Raw genomic sequence first — 22,961 nt, 5'->3', positions numbered from 1 at the left:
AAAGCGCTCCCCTCCCTCGGGGAGGAGGTCGCGCAGCGACAGGAGGGCAGCCCAATGAGCGGTGCCGAATCCCTGCCGTGGTGGGCGGCGATCCCGGTGGCCCTGCTGCTGGTGCTGGGCGGCATCGTCACCCTCGTCGGCACGCTCGGCCTGGCGCGCCTGCAGAGCTTCTACCAGCGCATCCACGGCCCCGCGATCAGCATCGCGCTCGGCGCCGGCTGCATCCTGGTGGCATCGATGCTGTACTTCACCGTGACACAGTCGCGCCTGGTGATCCACGAGTTGCTGATCAGCGTCTTCGTGCTGATGACCGCGCCGGTGGTGTCGATGCTGATCATGCGTGCCGCGGTGTACCGCGACCTGCGTGCCGCGCGCGAGATGGACCCGGCGAACGATGCGGGCAATTCGTGAGGGCTCGCGGCACGGCGGCGAACCCGGTTTCAGTGCTCGTTGACGCATCGTGGCGCGGGGCCGGACGCCGGTGCTCGTTCGCGCGCCGTATCGCGACTTGCGTCGCTCCCACCGCGGGCTCGGTCGTCATCGCTTCCGTGAGCCGTCGGGTCGTTCCGCCCGCCTGTAGGAGCGACGCAAGTCGCGATAGGCGAGGTCGATCCGGCGCGGAATAGTGCCGCGTCGCGCTGGCCCCGCCAACAAAAAAGCCAACCCCGAAGGATTGGCTTTCTTGTTGGCGATGCTGGCTCCTCGACCTGGGCTCGAACCAGGGACCTACGGATTAACAGTCCGGCGCTCTACCGACTGAGCTATCGAGGAAGTACTCGGTTGCGATGCTGGCTTGCTGTTCCTTTATGAAACACCAAGTCCTGAAACTTGGCTCCCCGACCTGGGCTCGAACCAGGGACCTACGGATTAACAGTCCGGCGCTCTACCGACTGAGCTATCGGGGAACAGAGGCGCGCATTTTAGGCAGCAGATGCGCGCTCGTCAAGGCTGGGGCGGAAGATTTTGCGATCCCGCCGCCCTGGCCGGGCTGGATCAGCCCTTGACCACCTGCGCGATCGCCTTGGCGACGTAGCCGATGTTCTTGGAGTTGAGCGCGGCCAGGCAGATGCGGCCGGTCGACACGGCGTAGATGCCGAAATCGGCCTTGAGCTTCTCGACCTGCGCGGCGGTGAGCCCGGTGTAGGAGAACATGCCGCGCTGCTTGATCACGAAGGAGAAGTCCTGCGCCACGCCCGCGGCCTTCAACTGCTCGACCAGGCCGGTGCGCATGGCGCGGATGCGCTCGCGCATGCCGCCGAGCTCGTCTTCCCACATCTGGCGCAGCTCGGGCGAGCTCAGCACCGCGGCGACGATGGCGCCGCCGTGGATCGGCGGGTTGGAGTAGTTGGTGCGGATCACGCGCTTGACCTGCGACAGCACGCGACCGGCCTCTTCCTTGCTGGCGGTGACGATGGACAGCGCGCCGACGCGCTCGCCGTAGAGCGAGAAGCTCTTCGAGAACGAGCTCGACACGAAGAACTGCAGGCCGCTGGCCGACAGCGCGCGCACGGCCACGGCGTCGGCGTCGATGCCTTCGGCGAAGCCCTGGTAGGCCATGTCGAGGAAGGGGATCAGGCCGCGCTCGCGGCACACGGCGACCACTTCGTCCCACTGCGCGTCGGACAGGTCTGCGCCGGTGGGGTTGTGGCAGCAGGCGTGCAGCACGATGATCGAGCCGGGCTGCAGGCTGTCGAGCTTGGCCTTCATGCCGGCGAAGTTCACGCCGCGGCTGGCGGCGTCGTAGTAGGGGTAGTTCTCGACCGGAAAGCCGGCGGATTCGAACAGCGCGCGGTGGTTCTCCCAGCTCGGGTCGGAGATGTACACGGTGGCGCCGGGGACGAGACGCTTGAGATAGTCGGCGCCGACCTTGAGCGCGCCGGTGCCGCCGAGGGCCTCGACGGTGATGGTCTGGCCGCTGGTGGCGAGCTGCGAGTCCTTGCCGAAGAGCAGGCCCTGCACCGCGTTGTTGTAGGCCGCGGGGCCTTCGATCGGCTGGTAGCCGCGCGGCGGCATGGCTTCGAGGCGTGCCTTCTCGGCGGTGCGCACGGCGGCGAGCAGCGGGATCTTGCCGTTGTCGTCGTAGTACACGCCGACGCCGAGGTTGACCTTCTCGGCGCGGGTGTCGGCGGCGAAGGCCTCGTTGAGGCCAAGGATCGGGTCACGGGGCGCCATCTCGACGGCGGCGAAGATCGAAGCGGACATGAGGACTCCAGTTGTTCCGGTAGGGCGGCAGTGAATGCGCGTGGCGGGAACGGACTTGCGCCGTGCCTTGTCACGCGATTTGGGAAATAATCGGCGTTTTCGTCCGGTGCCGCCGTGCGGCGATGCACCGGAATGGAGCGGGAATTTTAGCATGACGACTCAAGGCAATAGCGCCGGAAACGATGCACCGCAGCAAGGCGGGACCGTGCTCGGCTTCGAGGGCAGCCCCTTCCGCCTGCACCAGCCGTTTCCGCCCGCCGGCGACCAGCCCGAGGCGATCCGCCTGCTGTGCGAAGGCGTCGAGGACGGCCTGATGTATCAGACCCTGCTCGGCGTGACCGGCTCGGGCAAGACCTACACCATGGCCAACGTCATCGCCCGCATGGGGCGACCGGCCCTGGTGCTGGCGCCCAACAAGACGCTGGCCGCGCAGCTCTACGCCGAGTTCAAGGAGTTCCTGCCCGAGAACGCGGTCGAGTACTTCGTCAGCTACTACGACTACTACCAGCCCGAGGCCTACGTGCCCTCGCGCGACCTTTTCATCGAGAAGGATTCGTCGATCAACGAGCACATCGAGCAGATGCGCCTGTCGGCGACCAAGAGCCTGATGGAGCGCCGCGACGTGGTCATCGTGGCCACGGTGTCGTGCATCTACGGCATCGGCGATCCGGTCGACTACCACGCCATGATCCTGCACCTGCGCGAGGGCGAGCGCATGGCGCACCGCGACCTCATCCAGCGCCTGGTGGCGATGCAATACACCCGCGCCGACATCGACTTCCGCCGCGGCACCTTCCGCGTGCGCGGCGATGTGATCGACGTCTTCCCGGCGGAAAACGCCGAGCTCGCGGTGCGCATCGAGATGTTCGACGACGAGATCGAACACCTGACCCTGTTCGATCCGCTCACCGGACACCTCAGGCACAAGCTGGCGCGCTTCACCGTCTATCCGTCCAGCCACTACGTGACCCCGCGCGCGACGGTGCTGCAGGCGATCGAGGCGATCAAGGAGGAGTTGAAGGAGCGCGTCGCCTTCTTCCAGCGCGAGGGCAAGCTGGTGGAGGCGCAGCGCATCGAGCAGCGCACCCGCTTCGACCTCGAGATGTTGAACGAGATGGGCTTCTGCAAGGGCATCGAGAACTACTCCCGGCACCTGTCCGGGCGCGGTCCGGGCGAGCCGCCGCCGACGCTGATCGACTACCTGCCGCAGGATGCGCTGCTCTTCATCGACGAGTCGCACGTGGCCATCGGCCAGGTCGGCGGCATGTACAAGGGCGACCGCTCGCGCAAGGAGAACCTGGTCGGCTACGGCTTCCGCCTGCCGTCGGCGCTGGACAACCGGCCGCTCAAGTTCGACGAATTCGAGCGCCTTATGCCGCAGACCGTCTTCGTCTCCGCTACCCCGGCGAAGTACGAGGAGGAGCACCAGGGCCAGGTCGTGGAGCAGGTGGTGCGCCCGACGGGCCTGATCGATCCGATGGTCGAGGTGCGCCCGGCAATGACTCAGGTCGATGATCTGCTGTCCGAGATCAAGAAGCGCCTGGTGGTGAACGAGCGTGTGCTGGTCACCGTGCTCACCAAGCGCATGGCCGAGGACCTCACCGACTATCTCGCCGACAACGGCATCCGCGTGCGCTACCTGCACTCGGACATCGACACCGTGGAGCGGGTCGAGATCATCCGCGACCTGCGCCTGGGCGAGTTCGACGTGCTGGTCGGCATCAACCTGCTGCGCGAAGGCCTGGACATCCCGGAGGTGTCGCTGGTGACGATCCTGGACGCCGACAAGGAAGGCTTCCTGCGCTCGGAGCGTTCGCTGATCCAGACCATCGGCCGCGCCGCGCGCCATCTGCACGGTACCGCCATCCTCTATGCCGACCGCGTCACCGACTCGATGAAGGCGGCGATCGGGGAGACCGAGCGCCGTCGCCACAAGCAGATCGCATTCAACGAGGCCAACGGCATCGTGCCGAAGTCGGTGACCAAGCGCATCAAGGACATCATCGACGGGGTGTACGATGCCGATGGCGCGAAGCGCGACGTCGCGCGCGTGGCGGAGAAGGGCGGCGACTACGCGGCGATGGACGAGAAGGCGCTGGCGCGCGCGATCAAGCGGCTGGAGAAGGAGATGCAGGAGCACGCCCGCAACCTCGAGTTCGAGAAGGCGGCGGCGGCGCGCGACGAGCTCTTCAAGCTGCGCGAGCGCGCCTTCGGCGCCGACCAGCATGGCAGCGTGTGAACAACAAGAAGAGGAGGGGAGGGGATGAAGAGGATCCTGTTCGTATGCACTGGCAACATCTGCCGCTCGCCGACCGCCGAGGCGGTGGCGCGCCACTTCGTCGAGACCGGCGGGCTGGGTGCGCAGGTGTTGCTCGACTCTGCCGGCACGCAGGGCTACCACGCCGGCGAGGCACCCGACCCGCGCACGCAGAAGGCGGCCAAGCTGCGCGGCTACGACCTCTCGGCGCTGCGCGCGCGCAAGCTCGAGCTGCGCGACTTCCAGGAGTTCGACTTGTTGCTGGCGATGGACCGCGGGCATCTCGAGCACATGCAGCGCCATTGCCCCGAGGTGTACCGGCCCAAGCTGCAGCTCTTCCTGCCCTTCGCCGGCGCGCAAGCTCACGGCGAGGAGGTGCCCGATCCCTACTACGGCGGGCCGAAGGGCTTCGACCTGGTGCTCGACATGTGTGAAGACGCAGCACGCGGGATCGTGCAACGCGTCCGCGGCGAGGGCTGAGTTCGGGGCGAGGGCTGAGTTCGGGGCGACAAGGAAATCGCGACTCGCGCCGCTCCTGCGGAAAGCGCAACCACGCGGGCTGGTTTCCTGCAGGAGCGATGCAAGTCGCGATGTGCGCTCGACAAGCCTTCGCGCCGGGGTTGGTGGAACCGCTTACTTGCGGGTCTCGACCTGTTGCAGCGGCTCTTCGGCGATCACTGCGGCCGGGCGGGGCTGGCGGCCCAGGCGTGCCGGCTGCTCCGGGGCGCCGGTGCCGAACTGCACGCGCTTGGCCGGATCGGTCTCGATCCTGATCAGGCCGCTGTCGCCGGACGGCACCGCGATCGGTGCGCTCGGCGCGTGGCTGGCACGGCCGGCTTCCATCGCGCGAACCACCGTCGACTCGGCTGCCGCAGGCACGGACGGTTCGGCGACCTCCGTCGAATCCGCGAGCGGGGCTGGCACGGCTTCCGGCGCTGCGGCGGCGACCTCGGGGGGGACGCCGGCGCTCGACGTGGGGGCGGGCTCGGCGACCGCGACGGGTTCGGTGCCGATGACCGCCTCCTCGCCCGCTGCGGAGGCGACCGCAGGCGGCGCTTCCTCGGCAGAAGCCGAATCGATCATGGCAGCGGTCTCGGCACGGGGCGCCGCGGCGGATACCGCTTCGACCGTGGCAGCACTCCCGGCGGCAAGCTCTTCGGCAGCAGCACCTTGCTCGGCGAGCACCGCTTCGGCCGCAAGGGCCTTGTCGACCGGGACCTCCGCGGCAGGCGCCGTTTCAGCGACGACTTCCAGCGCTGCGCCGACCGGCACCGGGGCAAGCGGCACCTGAGGTGCGGCCAGGGCGACCGGTGTGACGTCCTCCGCGGTGCCGCCGACGATCGGCAGTTCGGCGATCTGCGCATCCGCCGGAGCGGTTTGCACCACGGCTGTGGCGGCAGCGCCGACGTTCGCGTCCTGTCCGGTCGTGACCGGGCTGGCAGCGTGCGCGGACTCGACGGTCCCCTGCTCGACGGCGGACGCCGCGATTCCCGGCAGTTCGCCCTCGGGCGCTTTCGCCCCGGTCTCGGCTTCGTTACCCGCTTCGGCGGCGCCGTCGATGCCCTGCGGCTCGCCCGAGCGACGGCCGCGGCCACGGCCGCGACGGCGGCGCTTCTCGGACGGGGTGCCTTCCTCTTCGCCGCCTTCCGTGCTGGCAACGGTCTCGGTCGTGCCGGAGTCCGCCGTCGTGGCCGCTGCCACCATCGCAGTGGCGGTGGCGGCCTTCAGCAGATCGTCCTCGGTCTGGGCCGCGCGCTGCTCGGCGCCTTCCTGGGCACGCTCGCCGCGCTGGCCGCGACCACGGCGGCCGCCTTCGCTGCGCTCGGCACGCTCGGGGCGTTCAGCACGCTCGGGGCGCTCGGCACGCTCGGGGCGCTCGGCACGCTCGGCCGCGACGCGCTGCGGGCGCTCGGTGCTCTCGCCACGCTCGGCACGGCTGCCGCGGGTGGAGGGCTGCGCCTCGCCGTCGCGCTCGCCGCGACGGCCACGGCCGCCATTGCTGCCGCCATTGCGGCGACCCTCGCCGCTGCGTTCGCCACGCGGGCGCGCCTCGCGTTTCGGAGTCTCTTCCACGACCGGGGCGGGGACCGGTTCCGCGGCGCCCTTGCCGGCGGAGAACCAGCCCATGATGCGCGCGATCAGCCCCTTGGGCTCGGGCGCGGCAGGGGCCGGGGCCGAGGCGGGAGCGGGCTCGGGTGCAGCCATCGGGGCAGGCTGCGCGGGGGCGATGCCCTTCACCGCGGCCTCGGGGCGTGCCGGGCGCTCGTTGGCCTTGGAGGGCAGGCGGGTGTCCTCTTCGACCGGCTTCTGCACCATCTGATAGCTCGCCAGGGCGATGTCCTCGGTGTTGAGCTGGTCGTGGCGCAGGCGGATGATCTCGTGCGCCGGCGTCTCGAGATGGCGGTTCGGAACGATGATGAGCTGCACCTTGTGGCGCATCTCGATGCGCGCGATGTCGACCCGCTTCTCGTTGAGCAGGAAGGTGGCGACATCGACCGGCACCTGCAGGTGCACCGCGCCGGTATTGTCCTTCATCGCCTCTTCTTCGAGGATGCGCACGATGTGCAGCGCCGACGATTCGGTGCTGCGGATGTGGCCGGTGCCGTTGCAGCGCGGGCAGGTGATGTAGCTGGTTTCGGCGAGCGCCGGGCGCAGGCGCTGGCGCGACAGCTCGAGCAGGCCGAAGCGGCTGATCTTGCCGGTCTGCACGCGGGCGCGGTCGTGGCGCAGCGCGTCGCGCAGGCGGTTCTCGACCTCGCGCTGGTTCTTGGCCGATTCCATGTCGATGAAATCGATGACGATGAGGCCGCCGAGGTCGCGCAGGCGGAGCTGGCGGGCGATCTCGTCGGCCGCCTCGCAGTTGGTGCGGAAGGCGGTCTCCTCGATGTCCGAGCCCTTGGTGGCGCGGCCCGAGTTGACGTCGATCGACACCAGCGCCTCGGTATGGTCGATCACCACGGCACCGCCCGAGGGCAGGTTCACCTGGCGCGAATAGGCCGACTCGATCTGGTGCTCGATCTGGAAGCGCGAGAACAGCGGCACGTCGTCGCTGTAGCGCTTCACGCGGGCGACGTTGCCCGGCATCACGTGGGCCATGAACTGCGTGGCCTGCTCGAAGATGTCGTCGGTGTCGATCAGGATCTCGCCGATGTCGGGCTGGAAGTAGTCGCGGATCGCGCGGATCACCAGACTGCCTTCCTGGTAGATCAGGAAGGCGCCGGACTGGCCCTGTGCCGCGCCTTCGATGGCGGTCCACAGCTGCAGCAGATAGTTGAGGTCCCACTGCAGCTCTTCGGCGCTGCGGCCGATCGCCGCGGTGCGCGCGATCAGGCTCATGCCCTGGGGGACGTCGAGCTGATCCATGTTCTCGCGCAGTTCGGCGCGCTCGTCACCCTCGACGCGGCGCGAGACGCCACCGCCGCGCGGGTTGTTGGGCATCAGCACCAGATAGCGGCCGGCCAGCGAGATGTAGGTGGTGAGCGCCGCACCCTTGTTGCCGCGCTCGTCCTTCTCGACCTGGACGATGAGTTCCTGGCCTTCCTTCAGGGCTTCCTTGATCGAGGCCTTGGCGTCCGCACCAGGCTGGAAGTAGGAACGCGAGATCTCCTTGAACGGCAGGAAGCCGTGGCGGTCGGCACCGTAGTCCACGAACGCCGCCTCGAGGCTGGGCTCGATGCGGGTGATGACGGCCTTGTAGATGTTGCTCTTGCGTTCTTCCTTGGCGGCCGATTCGATATCGAGGTCGATCAGTTTCTGACCGTCCACGATCGCGACGCGCAGTTCTTCGGCCTGCGTCGCATTGAAAAGCATGCGCTTCATTTGGATCGTTCTCCCGCGAGAAGACACACGGGCAGGACGAACGGCGCGCACCATCGCGCTTTCCGGGATCAGGAGCGATTGGGTAGGGCTGCTGCTTTCATCCGGTGGGTTAACAGGGCTGTGATGGGTCGGCTGGTCGAATTTCTCTTGTTCCCGCCCGCGGTGCCGGTGCGGCAGCGTGGCCGGAACATTTGATCCTGCGTCGGTGACTTGCGCGTCAAAATCCAACCCGGGGGCTGGATGGGTGTGTCGAAGGGGATCGCTTGCGTTACCATCGGCGCCTTTTCGGCCTTGGATGGCGGGCAAGGGTTGTGACCGGGAGCGCTCTTCAGGGCTCTTTGCCAGCAGTCTGCGCGCGTCGTCCGGAGCAGGTGTTTCGACCTGACGGACTGCTGACGCGCCGCACTTGGGTGGCAGCGACCGGTTCAACCGCGCGAAAGTATATTTCATGACGACGATTGAAGGCAAAGCGATCGCGGTTCGCCACGAACGCATCGACGAGGCGGCGGCGGGCCAGCGCATCGACAACTACCTCCTGCGCATCGCCAAGGGGGTGCCCAAGAGCCACGTCTATCGCATCCTGCGCAGCGGCGAGGTGCGGGTGAACGGGCGTCGCGTGCAGCAGACCTATCGCCTGCAGGAGGGCGACGAGGTGCGCATCCCGCCGATCCGCATCGCCGAGCCGACCCACGCCGCACCCGCGCCGGCGGGCAAGCCGCTGCCGGTGGTGTACGAGGACGAGGCGCTGCTCGTCATCGACAAGCCCTCCGGCAAGGCGGTGCATGGCGGCAGCGGGGTGAGCTATGGGGTGATCGAGCAGCTGCGCGTGCAGCGCCCCGAGCTACGCATGCTCGAGCTCGCCCATCGCCTCGACCGCGAGACCTCGGGGCTGCTGATCGTCGCGAAGAAACGCTCGGCGCTCACCGCGTTGCACGACATGATGCGCGAGGGCAGCGTGGAGAAGCGCTATCTGACCCTGGTGCCGGGGCGCTGGTCCAATCCGCTGCAGCACGTCAAGGTTCCGCTGCACAAGTACCTGACCGCCGAAGGCGAGCGCCGGGTGCGCGTCGCGGACGAGGGCAAGGCGGCGCACAGCATCGTGCGCCTGGTACGGCGCTGGCGCGACTACAGCCTGCTCGAGGTGGAACTGAAGACCGGGCGCACGCATCAGATCCGCGTGCATCTTGCCCATCTCGGCTTCGCGCTGTGCGGCGACGACAAATACGGCGACTTCGCGCTCAACAAGCGCCTGGAGGTCGAGGGCTTGCGGCGGATGTTCCTGCACGCTGCGAAGCTGCGCCTCGCCCACCCGCTCACCGGTGCGCCGCTCGCCTTCGATTCGCCGCTGCCCGCGGACCTGCAAACCTTCCTCGACCGGCTCGATGCCGCGGAGAAAAAGCATGGCTGAACGTTTCGACCTGATCGTCTTCGACTGGGACGGCACCTTGATGGATTCGGCTGCCGCCATCGTGCGTGCGATGCAGGCCGCGGCGCGCGACCTCGATCTGCCGGTGCCCTCCGAGGAGCGCGCGCGCTACGTCATCGGCCTCGGCCTGGGCGATGCGTTGCGCCACGCCGTGCCCGATCTGGAAGAGTCCGACTATCCGCGCATGGTCGAGCGCTATCGTCACCACTACCTGTCCTCGGATCACGAGCTGAGCCTCTTCGAGGGCATCGACGCGCTGATCGACGCGCTTGCCGGGCGCGGCCACCTGCTGGCGGTCGCCACCGGCAAGAGCCGCGTGGGCCTGAACCGTGCGCTCTGCCACACCGGGCTGGGTCGCTATTTTCATGCCACGCGCTGCGCCGACGAGTGCTTCTCCAAGCCGCATCCGGCGATGCTTGAAGCGCTCATGGACGAGCTCGGCGTGGCGCCGGAGCGCACCCTGATGATCGGCGACACCACCCACGACCTGCAGATGGCGAAGAACGCGCGCACCGCCGGGCTGGCGGTGGGCTTCGGCGCGCATCCGGTCGAGGTGCTGGTGGCCGAGTCCCCGCTCGCCTGCGTGCGTACGCCGGGCGAGCTCGCGGGCTGGCTGCTGGCCAACGCCTGAGCCGCGTAGCGTCGTTCAGGCCAGCAGCAGGAAGAGCGCGGGGCGGCGGGCGAGGGCGGGGCGCGCAGCCTTCTTCCACTCGCGCACGCTGCGGGTGAGGAGGAATTCGTCCGCGGTGTTGAGTTCGCAGGCCACGCACAGCCGGGTTTCGGGCTTGAGCGTGCGCAGCAGGGCGTCGAGCATGCGCTCGTTGCGATAAGGCGTCTCGATGAAGATCTGCGTGCGCCCGAGCTTCCGGGATTCGTCCTCGAGCGTGCGCAGGGCCCCATCGCGCTCGCCCTCGGCCACCGGCAGGTAGCCGTGGAAGGCGAAGCTCTGGCCGTTGAGCCCCGAGCCCATCAGCCCGAGCAGGATGGAGGAGGGGCCGACCAGCGGCACGACGCGGATGCCGAGGGCGTGCGCGCGTGCCACCAGGCGGGCGCCGGGGTCGGCCACCGCCGGGCAGCCGGCGTCCGAGAGCAGGCCGAGGTCCGTGCCGGCGAGCGCGGGGGCGAGCAGCGCGTCGAGCGCCGCGTCGGCGGCCTCGGCGGGCAGCTCGCGGATGTCCGTGTCGCGCAGCGGGTGGGGATAGTCGAGCTGCTTGAGGTGGGCGCGCGCCGCGCGCGCGGTCTCAACGACGAAGTGGCGCAGGCCGGCTGCGATCGCCTGTGCCTGCGCAGGCAGGAAGTGTGCCCACGGTGTGTGCTCGCCCAGGGCCACGGGGACCAGGTAGAGGTTGCCGCGCGGCATGGCGTCGCCGCTCATGGGAGATGCACTCCGGCCGTGCGCAGCATGCGCGCGAGGGCGATCAGCGGCAGGCCGATCAGTGCGGTGGGGTCGTCGCCCCGCATCGCTTCGAGCAGCGCGATGCCGAGGCCTTCGGACTTGGCGCTGCCGGCGCAGTCGAGCGGCCGTTCGCGCTCGACGTAGCGGCGGATCTCGTCGTCGGAGAGTTCGCGGAAGCGGACGTGCGTCGGCACGCCCTCGACCTGGGCGTGGCCGCTGCGGGTGTCGAGCAGGGCGAGTGCGGTGTGGAAGACCACGGTCTGTCCGCGCATGCGCTGCAACTGCGCGATCGCACGCGCCTCGGTGCCCGGCTTTCCGAAGACCTCGTTGCCGAGGTGGGCGACCTGGTCCGAGCCGATGATCAGCGCGCCGGGCCAGCGCGCGGCGACGGCACGGGCCTTCTCCAGCGCCAGGCGTTCGGCGGTGGCGGCGGGTGCCTCGCCGGGCAGAGGCGATTCGTCCGTCTCCGGGCGGTCGGTCTCGAAGGGGAGTTGCAGGCGCTCGAGCAGCATCCGGCGGTAGGCGGAGGTGGAGGCGAGGACGATCTTCATGGGTCCGGTGCGAACACGACCCGCCGGAGACCGGTCGAGTTGTTCGCGCGACTGTGCTGGAGAGGAGGGATCGGGGTGGGGCTTCCCGAATCGAATGAAGCCTTTACAGGCCGATGCGAAAAATATTATCATGCGCGGCTTATGTCGCAACATGGCGATCCATCCAGGATCATCTCCGACCCGTTTCGATTTGCCGCGGAGGCGCGCACGCTGGAAGGCGTGACCGCTGTCGCGGAGATGTTGCGTCTGTCCGACGTGCTCGCGTCGTCCGGCGGGCAGGTGTCGTGGCGGATCGAGGGGTCGATGGTCGAAGGCGTCGAGGCGCGTGAACCGCGGCTGCACCTGATGTTCGAGGGCGAGTTGCAGCTTTGCTGCCAGCGCTGCCTCGGCGGGATGGCATGGCCGGTCCGGGTGGACTCGGTGCTGCAGCCGGTGCGTTCGGGTCAGCCCATCCCCGAGGAAGAGCTCGAGGATGACGAGATCGATGCGATCGAGCTCGATGGCGAGCTCGACGTGATCGCCCTGGTCGAGGACGAGATCCTGCTCGCCCTGCCGATCGCCCCGCGACACCAGGTTTGTGACGCGCCACGGCCCGATGGTGGTGCGTCGAAGGAATCGCCTTTCGCTGCGCTGGCGTCGCTGCGAGGCAGTCACAGCGCGAAATAGGCGCGATATTTGTTTTAGGAGCTTTACTCATGGCCGTTCAGCAGAACAAGAAGTCCCCGTCCAAGCGTGGCATGCACCGTGCCCACGACTTCCTCACCGGTCCGGCGCTGGCCGTCGAGCCCACCACCGGCGAGACCCACCTGCGCCACCACGTGAGCCCCAGCGGTTTCTACCGTGGCAAGAAGGTCGCCAAGGGCAAGGGCGAGTAATCCTGCTGCCTGAATCGAGAAGGGCGGCGTCGGGCGCATTGCGCCGGCGCCGCCTTTTTTCCGGCTCCCGAAACCTGTAATCACGCGAGAACCCGATGGGTGTCACCATTGCGATCGACTGCATGGGTGGCGATCACGGCCCGGTCGTGACCGTGCCAGCCGCGCTGGAATTCCTGCGCAGCCATCCCCAGGCCAGCGCGATCCTCGTCGGGCGGGAGGAGGCGATCGCGCCCCTGCTCGGCAACGCGACGACCGAGTTCGGCGCGCGCATCCGCGTGCGCGCGGCCTCCGAGGTGGTGGCCATGGACGATCCGCCCGCGATCGCCATGCGCAACAAGAAGGATTCGTCGATGCGCGTCGCGGTCGACCTCGTCAAGGCGGGCGAGGCGAGCGCTGCCGTCTCGGCGGGCAATACCGGCGCGCTGATGGCGATCTCGCGCTTCGTGCTGAAGACCCTGCCCGGGATCGATCGCCCTGCGATCGCGACCGTGCTGCCGTCGATGAAGGGGCACACGTATGTGCTCGACCTCGGCGCCAACGTCGATTGCAGCGCCGAGCATCTGCTCCAGTTCGGTGTGATGGGCGCGATGCTCGTCGCTGCGATCGAGCATAAGGACCGTCCTACGGTCGGCCTGCTCAACATCGGTGAGGAGGTCATCAAGGGCAACGACGTCGTCAAGGAAGCGGGCGAGCTGCTGCGTAACAGCGGCCTCAACTTCCAGGGCAACGTCGAGGGCAACGACATCTATGAGGGCACGGTGGATGTGGTCGTCTGCGACGGCTTCGTCGGCAACGTCGCGCTCAAGACCTCCGAGGGCCTGGCGCAGATGGTCGGCGCCTTCCTGAAGCAGGAGTTCAAGCGCACGCTGTTCACCAAGCTGCTGGCGGTGGCGGCGATGCCGGTGCTCAAGCGCTTCAAGAAGCGCGTCGATCATCGTCTTTACAATGGTGCGCCGCTGCTCGGCCTGCGCGGCGTGGTGCTCAAGAGTCACGGCTCGGCCGACGTGCTCGCATTCGGCAATGCGCTTTCGCGCGCTGCCGAAGCGGCGTCGAACCGGCTCATCGAGCGCATCTCCGAACGCATGGCGAGCATGAACGAGGCGAAGGCATGATCTATGCACGGATTGCCGGTACCGGCAGCTACCTGCCCGGCGAACCGGTCAGCAACGACGACCTGGTCAAGCGTGGCATCGATACCTCCGACGAGTGGATCGTCAGCCGCTCCGGCATCCGCAGCCGCCATCTGGCGGCGGCCGACACCGGGGCGAGCGACCTCGCCCGCGTCGCCGCCGAGCGCGCGATCGAGGCCGCCGGCTGCGAAGCGGAGGACATCGACCTCATCATCGTCGCCACCTCCACGCCCGACTACATCTTCCCGAGCACGGCGGCCCTCGTGCAGTCCAAGCTCGGCATCCGCAACGGCGGCGCCGCCTTCGACGTGCAGGCGGTGTGCAGCGGCTTCATCTATGCGCTCAGCGTGGCCGAGAAGTTCATCCGCTCGGGCAGCAACAAGCGCGCGCTGGTCATCGGCGCCGAGGTGTTCTCGCGCATCCTCGACTGGTCCGACCGGGGCACCTGCGTGCTCTTCGGCGACGGCGCAGGCGCGGTCGTGCTCGAGGCCTCGGAGCGGCCGGGCATCCTGGCTTCGGCGCTGCACGCCGACGGCAGCCACCACCCCATCCTGTGCGTGCCGGGCGCTGTGGCCTCGGGGCAGGTGATCGGCGATCCCTTCCTGCGCATGGACGGCCAGGCCGTGTTCAAGTTCGCGGTCAAGGTGCTCGGCGATGTGGCCAACGAGGTGCTGGATGCCGCGGGTGTGCAGGCGTCCAGTGTCGACTGGCTGATCCCGCATCAGGCCAACATCCGCATCATCCAGGCCACCGCCAAGCGGCTCGGTGTGCCGATGGAGCGCGTCGTGACCACGCTCGATCATCACGGCAACACCTCGGCGGCGTCGATTCCGCTCGCGCTCGACGAGGCGGTGCGTGCGGGGCGGTTGCGCCCGGGGCATCGCATCGTGGTCGAGGGCGTCGGTGGCGGCTTCACCTGGGGCGCGGCCCTGATCGATTTCTGAGCTTCGTTTCCCGATTTCCCACTTTCGACACAAGCGGAGAACAGCATGGCTTTTGCGCTGGTTTTTCCCGGCCAGGGTTCGCAATCGGTCGGCATGATGGCCGCCTACGGCGAGTCCGCCGTCATCCGTGACACCTTCGCGGAGGCCTCCGAGGCCCTCGGAGAGGATCTCTGGGCGATGGTCTGCGACGGCCCTGCCGAGCGCCTTGCCCTCACCGTCAACACCCAGCCGCTGATGCTGACCGCCGGCGTGGCGGCCTGGCGTGCCTGGCGGGCCGCGGGCGGGCCGAAACCGGCCCTGGTCGCCGGCCACAGCCTGGGCGAGTACTCGGCGCTGGTCGCCGCGGGCGCGCTGGCCTTCAAGGACGCCGTGCCGCTGGTGCGTTTCCGCGCCCAAGCCATGCAGGAGGCCGTGCCGGCGGGAGAGGGCGCGATGGCGGCGGTGATGGGCCTGGAGCCCGACGCGGTGCATGCGGCCTGCGCCGAGGCCGCGCAGGGCCAGGTGGTCGAGGCAGCCAACCTCAACGCGCCGGGGCAGATCGTGATCGCCGGCGCCAAGGCCGCGGTCGAGCGCGCGAGCGAGATCGCCAAGGCCAAGGGCGCCAAGCGTGCCGTGCTGCTGCCTGTTTCCGCGCCCTTCCATTGCGCGCTGATGCGCCCGGCCGCCGAGCGCCTGGCCGAGCGCTTGGCCGGTGTGGCGATCGTCAAGCCGGAGATCGACGTCATCAACAACGTCGACGTCGCGGTTTACGATGATCCCGAGAAGATCCGCGACGCCCTGGTGCGGCAGGCGTATTCGCCGGTGCGCTGGATCGAGCTCGTGCAGGCGATGGGCGCCCGCGGCATGAGCCACGTCATCGAGTGCGGCCCCGGCAAGGTGCTCGCCGGCATGACCAAGCGCATCGCCAAGGAAGTCGAGGGTGGCTCGGCGCATGACGCGGCGAGCCTGGAACAAGCCATTGCGGCGGTGAGGTAAGACATGAGTTTTTCGCTCGAAGGCCAGGTCGCCCTGGTCACCGGCGCGTCGCGCGGCATCGGCCGTGCGGTGGCGCTCGAACTCGGCCGCCTGGGTGCGACGGTGGTCGGCACCGCCACCTCGGAATCCGGCGCCGCCGATATCGGCAAGGCGCTCGCCGACGCCGGCATCCAGGGGGCCGGCATGGCGCTGGACGTGACCGACGCGGCAGCCTGCGAGGCGCTGGTCGGCGAGGTCGAGAAGCGCTTCGGTGCGGTCGGCATCCTGGTCAACAATGCCGGCATCACCCGCGACAACCTTGCCATGCGCATGAAGGACGAGGAGTGGGATGCGGTGGTGAACACCAATCTGCGCGCGGTCTTCCGCATGAGCAAGCTGGTCATGCGCGGCATGATGAAGGCCCGCCACGGCCGCATCATCAACATCACCTCGGTGGTGGCCAGCTCCGGCAACCCGGGCCAGGCCAACTACGCCGCCGCCAAGGCCGGCGTGGCGGGCATGACGCGCGCGCTGGCGCGCGAACTCGGCAGCCGCAACATCACGGTCAACTGCGTCGCCCCCGGTTTCATCGACACCGACATGACGCGCGCGCTGCCCGAAGCCGCGCGCGACGCCTTGCTCGGCAACATCGCGCTGGGCCGTCTCGGTCGTCCGGAAGAAATCGCCGGCGCCGTGGCGTTCCTCGCCTCCCCCGCTGCCGCCTATGTGACGGGGACCACCCTGCACGTCAATGGCGGCATGTACATGTCCTGATTTGCGTCGGGATAGCGGTTCCGCGGCGTTTTGGTAGAATACGCCGGCTTTTTACATTCACCTGTCACCCTCAGGAAGGAGTTGGTTCATGGAGAACATCGAACAGCGCGTCAAGAAGATCGTCGCTGAGCAACTTGGCGTGAACGAATCGGAGATCAAGACCGAGTCTTCGTTCGTCGATGATCTGGGCGCGGATTCGCTGGACACCGTGGAACTGGTCATGGCGCTGGAAGAAGAATTCGAGTGCGAGATCCCGGACGAAGAGGCCGAGAAGATCACCACCGTCCAGCAGGCGATCGACTACGTCAACGCCCACCTCAAGAAGTAATCCCCGCGCATTTTCCCGCGCGTCCTGTCCGCGTTACCGCGCATCGTTGCGGCAACCGGACAGGTTTGAATTTCTCCAACGATTTCAACGGAGTCGCCTGTGTCGCGTCGTAGAGTCGTCGTCACCGGTCTGGGCGTGATCTCGCCTGTCGGCAATACTGTTACCGAAGCCTGGTCCAACCTGATCGCCGGCAAGAGCGGCATCGGTCCGATCACCCGTTTCGACGCGAGCAACTTCGCTGCCCGCATCGCCGGCGAGGTGAAGGACTTCGACGTGTCCGCCTACCTGTCGCCCAAGGAAGCTCGCCGCATGGATGTGTTCATCCACTACGGCATGGCCGCTGGCATCCAGGCGATCCGCGACTCCGGCATCGAGGTCACCGAGGCCAACGCCGACCGCATCGGCATCAATATCGGTTCGGGGATCGGCGGCCTGCCGATGATCGAGGATACGCACAACGACTTCCTCGGTGGCGGCCCGCGCAAGATCTCGCCCTTCTTCATTCCGGGCACCATCATCAACATGATCTCGGGCAACCTCTCGATCATGTTCGGCATGAAGGGGCCCAACCTCGCGGTGGTCACCGCCTGCACAACCGGCCTGCACGCGATCGGCATGGGCGCGCGCATGATCGGCTACGGTGATGCCGACGTGATGGTGTGCGGTGGCGCGGAATCCACCGTGACCAACCTCGCCATTGGCGGCTTCGGCTCGGCCAAGGCGCTGTCCACCCGCAACGACGATCCCGCCACCGCCAGCCGGCCGTGGGACAAGGGGCGTGACGGCTTCGTGCTCGGCGAGGGTGCCGGCGTGATGGTGCTCGAGGAGTACGAGCACGCCAGGCGCCGGGGCGCGAAGATCTACGCCGAGGTTGCCGGCTTCGGCATGAGCGGCGACGCCTACCACATGACCGCGCCCGACACCGACGGCCCGCGCCGCAGCATGGTCAATGCGATGAAGGACGCCGGCGTGAACGTCGATCAGGTGCAGTACCTCAACGCGCACGGTACCTCGACCCCGCTCGGCGACAAGAACGAGACGGACGCGATCAAGCTCGCCTTCGGCGTCGAAGCGGCGAAGCAGCTGGTGGTGAACTCCACCAAGTCGATGACCGGTCACCTGCTCGGTGGCGCCGGGGGGCTGGAGTCGGTTGTGACCGCGCTGGCGGTGTACCACCAGATTTCGCCGCCGACGATCAACATCTTCGAGCAGGATCCGGAGTGCGACCTCGACTACTGCGCCAACGTCGCCCGCGAGATGAAGATCGACGTGGCCCTGAAGAACAATTTCGGCTTCGGCGGAACCAACGGCACCCTGGTGTTCCGCCGGGTGTGAGCCTTTCGTTCTGCTCCGCGGCATGCAGTTCCCCGTCGAACTGAAGCTGCGCGGCTGCAGTCTCGTGAAAGCGTCGGTGTGGGTCGTGCATGCAGCGGCCGCACTGGCGCTTTTTCACGTGCCTGTCTTCACGGACTGGGAGGCGGGAGACGTGGATCGGGCGATCGCCGCCTGCGCCTGGGCGCTGATCTTCCTGTCGCTGTTTCGCGGCTTGCGTGCGCAGGCTCGTCTGGATGGCTGCACGCTCTGGCTGGAGCGCGACGGCACGCTCGAACTGTTGCAGGAACCGGACGGTGAAGGTGGGCTGTATCGGGTGCGCGAACGCTCGCAGGTGGTGTTGCCGATGGCCGCCTGGTTCACGCTGGTGCCCGCGCAGATATCGGCGCCGGGGCAGGGCGCCCCGGTTGCTCGAACGCTGTTCCTCGTTCCCGGCAATCTATCCGCCGGCAGTTTCCGCCTCCTCAGGGTCTGGCTGCGCCATCGCTCGGGGCGCGTCGGGCCCGAAGCCGCTGCGCGCTGACGCGGTCTCGTCCGCGGACGGATCGCGCCGGCGCGACAGGGCTGACGCTCAGCGTTTGCGGGGCGTGCGCGCCGGCGGACGAAGCACGGTGTCGCGTGCGCGTGGAAGTGTCTCGGGATAGTCGCGCGAGTGGTGCAGGCCGCGGCTTTCCTTGCGCTTGAGCGCGCAGCGCACGATCAGGTCCGCAGTGGTCACCAGATTGCGCAACTCGATCAGGTCGTTGCTGACGCGGAAGTTCGAGTAGAACTCGTGGATTTCGCGCGACAGCAGGCGGATGCGGTGCTGGGCGCGGCGCAGGCGCTTGTTGGTGCGCACGATGCCGACGTAGTCCCACATGAAGCGGCGCAGTTCCGCCCAGTTGTGCGAGATCACCACCTCCTCGTCGGCGTCGGTGACGCGGCTCTCGTCCCAAGCCGGAAGCACGGGTGCAGGCTCTTGCGCCTTGGAGAGGATGTCCTCGGCCGCGGCTTCGCCGAACACCAGGCATTCGAGCAGCGAGTTGCTCGCGAGGCGGTTGGCGCCGTGCAGGCCGGTGCATGCAGATTCGCCCACGGCGTAGAGCCCGGGAACGCCGGTGCGCGCGGCAAGGTCGGTCATGATGCCGCCGCAGGAGTAGTGCGCCGCGGGCACGACCGGGATCGGCTCCTTGGTGATGTCGATGCCCAGCTCCAGGCAGCGCGCGTGGATATTGGGGAAGTGGCCGCGCAGCCAGTCGGCCGGCTTGTGGCTGATGTCGAGGTAGACGCAGTCGATGCCGCGTTTCTTCATCTCGAAATCGATCGCGCGCGCGACGATGTCGCGCGGTGCGAGCTCCTCGCGCGGGTCGTGCTCGGGCATGAAGCGCGTGCCGTCGGGCAGCTTCAGCAGGCCTCCCTCGCCGCGCACCGCCTCGGAGATCAGGAAGGACTTCGCCTGCGGGTGGTACAGGCAGGTGGGGTGGAACTGGATGAATTCCATGTTCCCCACCCGGCAGCCCGCTCGCCACGCCATCGCGACGCCGTCGCCGGTGGCGACGTCCGGGTTGGTCGTGTAGAGATAGACCTTGCCGGTGCCGCCGGTGGCGAGCACGGTGTTGCGCGCGGCGAAGGTCAGCACGCGCTCGCCGTGGATGTCGAGCACGTAGGCGCCGAGGCAGCCTGCGCCGGACTGCCCCAGCTTGTCCGCGGTGATGAGATCGACCGCGATGTGGTGCTCGTAGATGTCGATGTTCGGGTGTCGGCGCACGTGGTCGCCGAGTGTCGCCTGCACCGCCGCGCCGGTGGCGTCCGCGGCGTGGATGATGCGCCGGTGGGAATGGCCGCCCTCGCGGGTGAGGTGGTAGCCGAGCTGGGAGTCGGCCTCGCGGGTGAAGGGTACGCCGCGGTCGATCAGCCATTCGATCGCGCGCTTGCCGTTCTCGACCACGAAGCGCGTCGACGTGGGGTTGCACAGGCCGGCGCCGGCGACGAAGGTGTCCTGGATATGAGCTTCGATGCTGTCGGTGTTGTCGAGCACCGCGGCGATGCCGCCCTGCGCCCAGTTGCTCGCGCTGTCAGCCAACTCGCGCTTGGTCACGAGCGCCACGCGCAGGCGGTCCGCCAGACGGAGGGCCATCGACTGGCCGGCGGTGCCGCTGCCAAGAATGAGTACGTCGTACTGTTTCAGCAAGATGTCGCTCGGGCAGGATTTGCGGGAGAGGGAATATAGCATGCGGTGACAGGCCGTCGGGCGCGCCCGGTCGTCCGTCCTGCCCGTCCGCGCGCCTGAACTATTTCCACCCGACCCTGTCAGTTCCAGTGTCTTCGATTTCTGCTGAGTACGTGGCCCGCTCGCTTATAATCCGGGATCTTCGAATCTTTGAATTCCCCGGAATCAACAGGAACCCATGAGCGATCGGGAACTCGATCAGCAACTCGTCGAGCGTGTTCAACGTGGCGACAAGCAGGCGTTCGGTCTGCTGGTATCCAAGTACCAGCGCAAGCTGAACAGATTGCTGTCGAGGCTGATCCGCGACTCGGCAGAAGTCGAGGACGTGGCGCAAGAGACCTTCATCAAGGCTTATCGAGCGCTGGGTTCGTTTCGGGGTGACAGTGCCTTCTACACCTGGCTGTACCGCATCGGCATCAACACGGCGAAGAACTACCTGGTCTCCCAGGGGCGCAGGGCCCCGACCTCGACGAGTTTCGATTCTGAAGAGGCGGAGACCTTCGAGGAAGGCGATCAGTTGCGCGACATCAACACGCCCGAGCGGCTGCTGATGACCCGCCAGATCGGCGAAACCGTGGAGGACGCGATGGCCGCACTGCCCGAGGAACTGAGGACGGCGATCATGCTTCGCGAGCTCGAAGGGCTCAGTTACGAGGAGATCGCCGGCATCATGGAATGCCCGATTGGCACGGTGCGCTCGCGGATCTTCCGTGCGCGCGAAGCGATAGCAGAACGTCTGCGGCCCCTGCTGGACACGGCCCCGGACAAACGTTGGTAGGTGCAAGCATGAAGGACAAAGTGTCGGCGCTGTTCGACGGAGATCTCGACGACCAGGGCATGCGTGCGGTGTTCGACGGCATGCGCAAGGATGCTTCGCTGCGCAAGGAGTGGGACACCTATTGCCTGATCGGCGACACCCTGCGTGGCGACTCCGCCGGTTCAAGTGATTTCGTTTCCCGTGTCATGGTCAGCCTGGATGACGAGCCGACGCTGCTCGCGCCTGGGGTCCCGGCGGCAGGCCTCGCGCAGCGCGGCCTCGTGCATCGCCTGATGCCGCTGGCCGCTTCGGTGATGGGGGTGGCCGCGGTGGGGTTGGTGGCCGCGAGTCTGTACCGGCAGGACGCGCCGGCGCCGCAGATGGCGGTCGCCGCGTCGCCGATCCAGTTCGTCGGTTCCTCGAATGTGCGCCCGGTCGCCGCTCCGGCGGCCGATCCGATGCGCGAGTATCTCTTCGCCCATCAGGGCCTCAGCCGCGGCCGCCCGATGCCGGCCGGCGTGCAGTACGTCCGCACCGTATCCGACACGCGCGAGGGCGGCGCTCGATGAGGTGGTTCCCCGCCATGCTCGGTCTCTGCGCGCTGCTCGCGCAGGGACCGGCGTCTGCCGAACACCCGACCGACCCCTTGTCCTGGCTCGGACGCATCTCGACCGCGGGGCAACGACTCAATTACGTTGGCACCTTCGTGTATCAGTCCGGCAGCCATGTCGAGACCTCGCGGATCGCGCATCGTGTCGATGCCAGCGGCGAGTACGAGCGCCTCGAGGTCCTCGATGGCAGTCCGCGCGAAATCATCCGCCGTGGTGCCGAGGTGCGTTGCGTATTGCCCGACGAGCGCACGGTGATCATCGACGAAGCGCAGGGCCGTCGCGCCTTCCCGGCTCGCCTGCCGGCGTCGCCGACCGGGCTGGCCGAAAACTACCGTGTGCGCAAGGGCGAATTGGGCAGGGTGGCCGGGCTCGAGGCCCAGGCGCTGGTCCTCGAGCCCAAGGACGAATTGCGCTACGGCCACGTGCTGTGGGCCGACGTGCAGTCGGGCCTGCTGCTGAAGTCGCGTACGCTCGATCAGCACGGTGCTGTCATCGAGCAATTCAGCTTCAGCGAGCTGCGCATCGGGGGCGAGGTGGAGAACAGCCTGCTCGAGTCGCGCTTCAAGACCGACGAAGGCTGGCGGATGGTCAATGCGCGCGGTGTCAGCATGTCCGTCGAGGCTGCCGGCTGGGTGCTCGAGCCGGCGGTTCCGGGTTACGCGCTCACCTCGGCCATGAAGCGCCCGCTGGGGCGGGATCGCGGTGAAGCGGTGCACATGGTTTTCAGCGACGGGCTGGCGGCGATCTCCGTGTTCATCGAACCGATCGGCGAGGGTTCGCGAGCCGGCCTCGGCCCGCTCTCCAGCGGCGCGATCAACATTTTCAAGCGCGCGATCGACGGTCACCTTGTCACCGCACTCGGCGAGGCGCCAGAGGCGGCGGTGCGTCGCATCGGCGAGGGCATTCGGCCGGAGGCACGATGATGGAAGCGCGCGCCCGTATCCTGCGGATCGAGAATGGTCAGGCCTGGGTCAAGCTCAGTGGCAAGCAGGGCGGCTGCGGACGCTGTGACGAGCCGGGTGGTTGCGGCTCGGTGCAGATCTCCCACGTCTTCGGCATGCCCCGGGACGAATTCTCCATCCCCGCGGACGCCCGCTTCGCAGCTGGCGATGCGGTGGTGATCCGCATCCCGGACGGTGCGCCGCTGCGCGCGGCGCTGGTCAGCTACGGGCTGGGGACGCTGCTGCTTCTGGTCGGCGCCGCGTTCGGCAGCCTCTTGGGCGGCGTGCAGCACGGCGATGCCTGGGGTCTGGCCGGGGGCGTCGCGGGGCTCGCGCTGGCCTGGGTCGTCAATCGGATGCTGTCGCGCAGCCGCAACTGGCGGAACAGTCTCAGCATGGAGCTCTCGGTCGAGGAGAATTGCAGCCGCCGGCTGCGCGTCCTGCAATGAACCCCG

23 protein-coding genes and 2 tRNA genes are annotated in these 22,961 nt (G+C 67.9%); 18 read left to right on the top strand and 7 right to left on the bottom strand.

The features are described 5' to 3' along the window. Positions 1-54 precede the first annotated feature (54 nt). Positions 55-411, top strand: coding sequence for a monovalent cation/H(+) antiporter subunit G (mnhG, locus tag ACZ5PP_RS03955; protein ID WP_012585488.1), 357 nt, complete (start codon positions 55-57; stop codon positions 409-411). Positions 412-695: 284 nt separating this feature from the next. Here mnhG and ACZ5PP_RS03950 read toward each other — a convergent pair. The 3 genes from ACZ5PP_RS03950 to ACZ5PP_RS03940 all read right to left on the bottom strand — a co-directional run bounded on the left by ACZ5PP_RS03950 (position 696) and on the right by ACZ5PP_RS03940 (position 2,202). Further along, a tRNA-Asn gene (locus ACZ5PP_RS03950) sits at positions 696-771 on the bottom strand. 58 nt (positions 772-829) lie between these two features. Next, a tRNA-Asn gene (locus ACZ5PP_RS03945) sits at positions 830-905 on the bottom strand. 88 nt (positions 906-993) lie between these two features. Continuing rightward, positions 994-2,202 carry an amino acid aminotransferase gene (locus tag ACZ5PP_RS03940; RefSeq protein ID WP_012585487.1) on the bottom strand — a complete coding sequence of 403 codons (1,209 nt, stop codon included), beginning with the start codon at positions 2,200-2,202 and terminating at the stop codon, positions 994-996. Positions 2,203-2,353: 151 nt separating this feature from the next. On the opposite strand from ACZ5PP_RS03940, the gene uvrB reads away from it, so the two are divergent. Together uvrB and ACZ5PP_RS03930 are read left to right on the top strand one after the other, a co-directional pair. After that, on the top strand, positions 2,354-4,441 hold the full coding sequence (gene uvrB, locus ACZ5PP_RS03935) for an excinuclease ABC subunit UvrB (protein WP_043743470.1): 2,088 nt from the start codon (positions 2,354-2,356) through the stop codon (positions 4,439-4,441). A 24-nt stretch (positions 4,442-4,465) separates the two neighbouring features. Next, positions 4,466-4,939 (top strand): low molecular weight protein-tyrosine-phosphatase, encoded by a 474-nt coding sequence (locus tag ACZ5PP_RS03930; protein WP_004316277.1) that lies wholly within the window; start codon positions 4,466-4,468, stop codon positions 4,937-4,939. A 153-nt stretch (positions 4,940-5,092) separates the two neighbouring features. Here the strand turns inward: ACZ5PP_RS03930 and ACZ5PP_RS03925 are convergent, their stop codons facing one another. Beyond that, complete coding sequence (locus tag ACZ5PP_RS03925; protein WP_012585485.1) at positions 5,093-8,278, bottom strand: Rne/Rng family ribonuclease; 3,186 nt, start codon at positions 8,276-8,278, stop codon at positions 5,093-5,095. A gap of 448 nt (positions 8,279-8,726) precedes the next feature. Here ACZ5PP_RS03925 and ACZ5PP_RS03920 point away from each other — a divergent pair, with 448 nt between their 5' ends. Next, the gene (locus ACZ5PP_RS03920) at positions 8,727-9,686 is read left to right on the top strand and encodes an RluA family pseudouridine synthase (RefSeq protein ID WP_004302746.1); all 960 of its coding nucleotides are present in this window, start codon (positions 8,727-8,729) and stop codon (positions 9,684-9,686) included. Further along, complete coding sequence (locus tag ACZ5PP_RS03915) at positions 9,679-10,335, top strand: HAD-IA family hydrolase (protein ID WP_004302744.1); 657 nt, start codon at positions 9,679-9,681, stop codon at positions 10,333-10,335. Before ACZ5PP_RS03920 ends, ACZ5PP_RS03915 begins: the two co-directional genes overlap by 8 nt. 15 nt (positions 10,336-10,350) lie before the next feature. Here ACZ5PP_RS03915 and ACZ5PP_RS03910 read toward each other — a convergent pair whose 3' ends face one another. Continuing rightward, complete coding sequence (locus ACZ5PP_RS03910) at positions 10,351-11,079, bottom strand: SAM-dependent methyltransferase (protein ID WP_004302742.1); 729 nt, start codon at positions 11,077-11,079, stop codon at positions 10,351-10,353. Beyond that, the gene (locus ACZ5PP_RS03905) at positions 11,076-11,651 is read right to left on the bottom strand and encodes a Maf family protein (protein ID WP_004302740.1); all 576 of its coding nucleotides are present in this window, start codon (positions 11,649-11,651) and stop codon (positions 11,076-11,078) included. Before ACZ5PP_RS03905 ends, ACZ5PP_RS03910 begins: the two co-directional genes overlap by 4 nt. A 141-nt stretch (positions 11,652-11,792) precedes the next feature. Between ACZ5PP_RS03905 and ACZ5PP_RS03900 the strand changes: the two genes are divergently transcribed. The 9 genes from ACZ5PP_RS03900 to ACZ5PP_RS03860 all read left to right on the top strand — a co-directional run bounded on the left by ACZ5PP_RS03900 (position 11,793) and on the right by ACZ5PP_RS03860 (position 18,511). Continuing rightward, the gene (locus ACZ5PP_RS03900) at positions 11,793-12,317 is read left to right on the top strand and encodes a YceD family protein (protein ID WP_012585484.1); all 525 of its coding nucleotides are present in this window, start codon (positions 11,793-11,795) and stop codon (positions 12,315-12,317) included. A 29-nt stretch (positions 12,318-12,346) separates the two neighbouring features. Next, positions 12,347-12,526 carry a 50S ribosomal protein L32 gene (gene rpmF / locus ACZ5PP_RS03895; RefSeq protein WP_004302736.1) on the top strand — a complete coding sequence of 60 codons (180 nt, stop codon included), beginning with the start codon at positions 12,347-12,349 and terminating at the stop codon, positions 12,524-12,526. Between the two features lie 95 nt (positions 12,527-12,621). Further along, positions 12,622-13,638, top strand: a complete 1,017-nt coding sequence (plsX, locus tag ACZ5PP_RS03890) for a phosphate acyltransferase PlsX (protein ID WP_004302734.1) — start codon at positions 12,622-12,624, stop codon at positions 13,636-13,638. Next, positions 13,635-14,600 (top strand): beta-ketoacyl-ACP synthase III, encoded by a 966-nt coding sequence (locus tag ACZ5PP_RS03885; protein ID WP_004302731.1) that lies wholly within the window; start codon positions 13,635-13,637, stop codon positions 14,598-14,600. Before plsX ends, ACZ5PP_RS03885 begins: the two co-directional genes overlap by 4 nt. A 45-nt stretch (positions 14,601-14,645) precedes the next feature. Continuing rightward, positions 14,646-15,575 carry an ACP S-malonyltransferase gene (gene fabD, locus ACZ5PP_RS03880; protein WP_004302728.1) on the top strand — a complete coding sequence of 310 codons (930 nt, stop codon included), beginning with the start codon at positions 14,646-14,648 and terminating at the stop codon, positions 15,573-15,575. Between the two features lie 3 nt (positions 15,576-15,578). Then, positions 15,579-16,328: a 3-oxoacyl-ACP reductase FabG gene (gene fabG / locus ACZ5PP_RS03875; protein WP_004302726.1), complete on the top strand. Its 750-nt coding sequence runs from the start codon at positions 15,579-15,581 to the stop codon at positions 16,326-16,328. Between the two features lie 88 nt (positions 16,329-16,416). After that, on the top strand, positions 16,417-16,656 hold the full coding sequence (acpP, locus tag ACZ5PP_RS03870) for an acyl carrier protein (RefSeq protein ID WP_002930040.1): 240 nt from the start codon (positions 16,417-16,419) through the stop codon (positions 16,654-16,656). Between the two features lie 99 nt (positions 16,657-16,755). Continuing rightward, complete coding sequence (fabF, locus tag ACZ5PP_RS03865) at positions 16,756-17,991, top strand: beta-ketoacyl-ACP synthase II (protein WP_004302724.1); 1,236 nt, start codon at positions 16,756-16,758, stop codon at positions 17,989-17,991. Between the two features lie 22 nt (positions 17,992-18,013). Then, on the top strand, positions 18,014-18,511 hold the full coding sequence (locus ACZ5PP_RS03860) for a protein YgfX (RefSeq protein ID WP_012585483.1): 498 nt from the start codon (positions 18,014-18,016) through the stop codon (positions 18,509-18,511). Positions 18,512-18,559: 48 nt separating this feature from the next. Here the strand turns inward: ACZ5PP_RS03860 and nadB are convergent, their stop codons facing one another. Continuing rightward, positions 18,560-20,158: an L-aspartate oxidase gene (gene nadB, locus ACZ5PP_RS03855; protein ID WP_004302720.1), complete on the bottom strand. Its 1,599-nt coding sequence runs from the start codon at positions 20,156-20,158 to the stop codon at positions 18,560-18,562. 217 nt (positions 20,159-20,375) lie between these two features. Here nadB and rpoE point away from each other — a divergent pair, with 217 nt between their 5' ends. From rpoE to ACZ5PP_RS03835, 4 genes are read left to right on the top strand one after another with little or no spacing between them, the layout of a single operon-like run. After that, a complete protein-coding gene (gene rpoE, locus ACZ5PP_RS03850; RefSeq protein ID WP_004302718.1) occupies positions 20,376-20,975 on the top strand; it encodes an RNA polymerase sigma factor RpoE in 600 nt (199 codons plus the stop codon). An 8-nt stretch (positions 20,976-20,983) separates the two neighbouring features. Further along, entirely contained in the window at positions 20,984-21,523 is a 540-nt protein-coding gene (locus tag ACZ5PP_RS03845; protein WP_464826770.1) for a sigma-E factor negative regulatory protein, read from the top strand. Next, the gene (locus ACZ5PP_RS03840) at positions 21,520-22,488 is read left to right on the top strand and encodes a MucB/RseB C-terminal domain-containing protein (RefSeq protein WP_012585481.1); all 969 of its coding nucleotides are present in this window, start codon (positions 21,520-21,522) and stop codon (positions 22,486-22,488) included. Before ACZ5PP_RS03845 ends, ACZ5PP_RS03840 begins: the two co-directional genes overlap by 4 nt. Beyond that, positions 22,485-22,955, top strand: coding sequence for a SoxR reducing system RseC family protein (locus ACZ5PP_RS03835; protein WP_231570676.1), 471 nt, complete (start codon positions 22,485-22,487; stop codon positions 22,953-22,955). Before ACZ5PP_RS03840 ends, ACZ5PP_RS03835 begins: the two co-directional genes overlap by 4 nt. Positions 22,956-22,961: the final 6 nt, after the last annotated feature.

This window comes from Thauera sp. DNT-1, from assembly GCF_055393985.1.
Note: the sequence above shows the minus strand (reverse complement) of the source record. Positions and strands in the feature narration are given on the sequence as shown.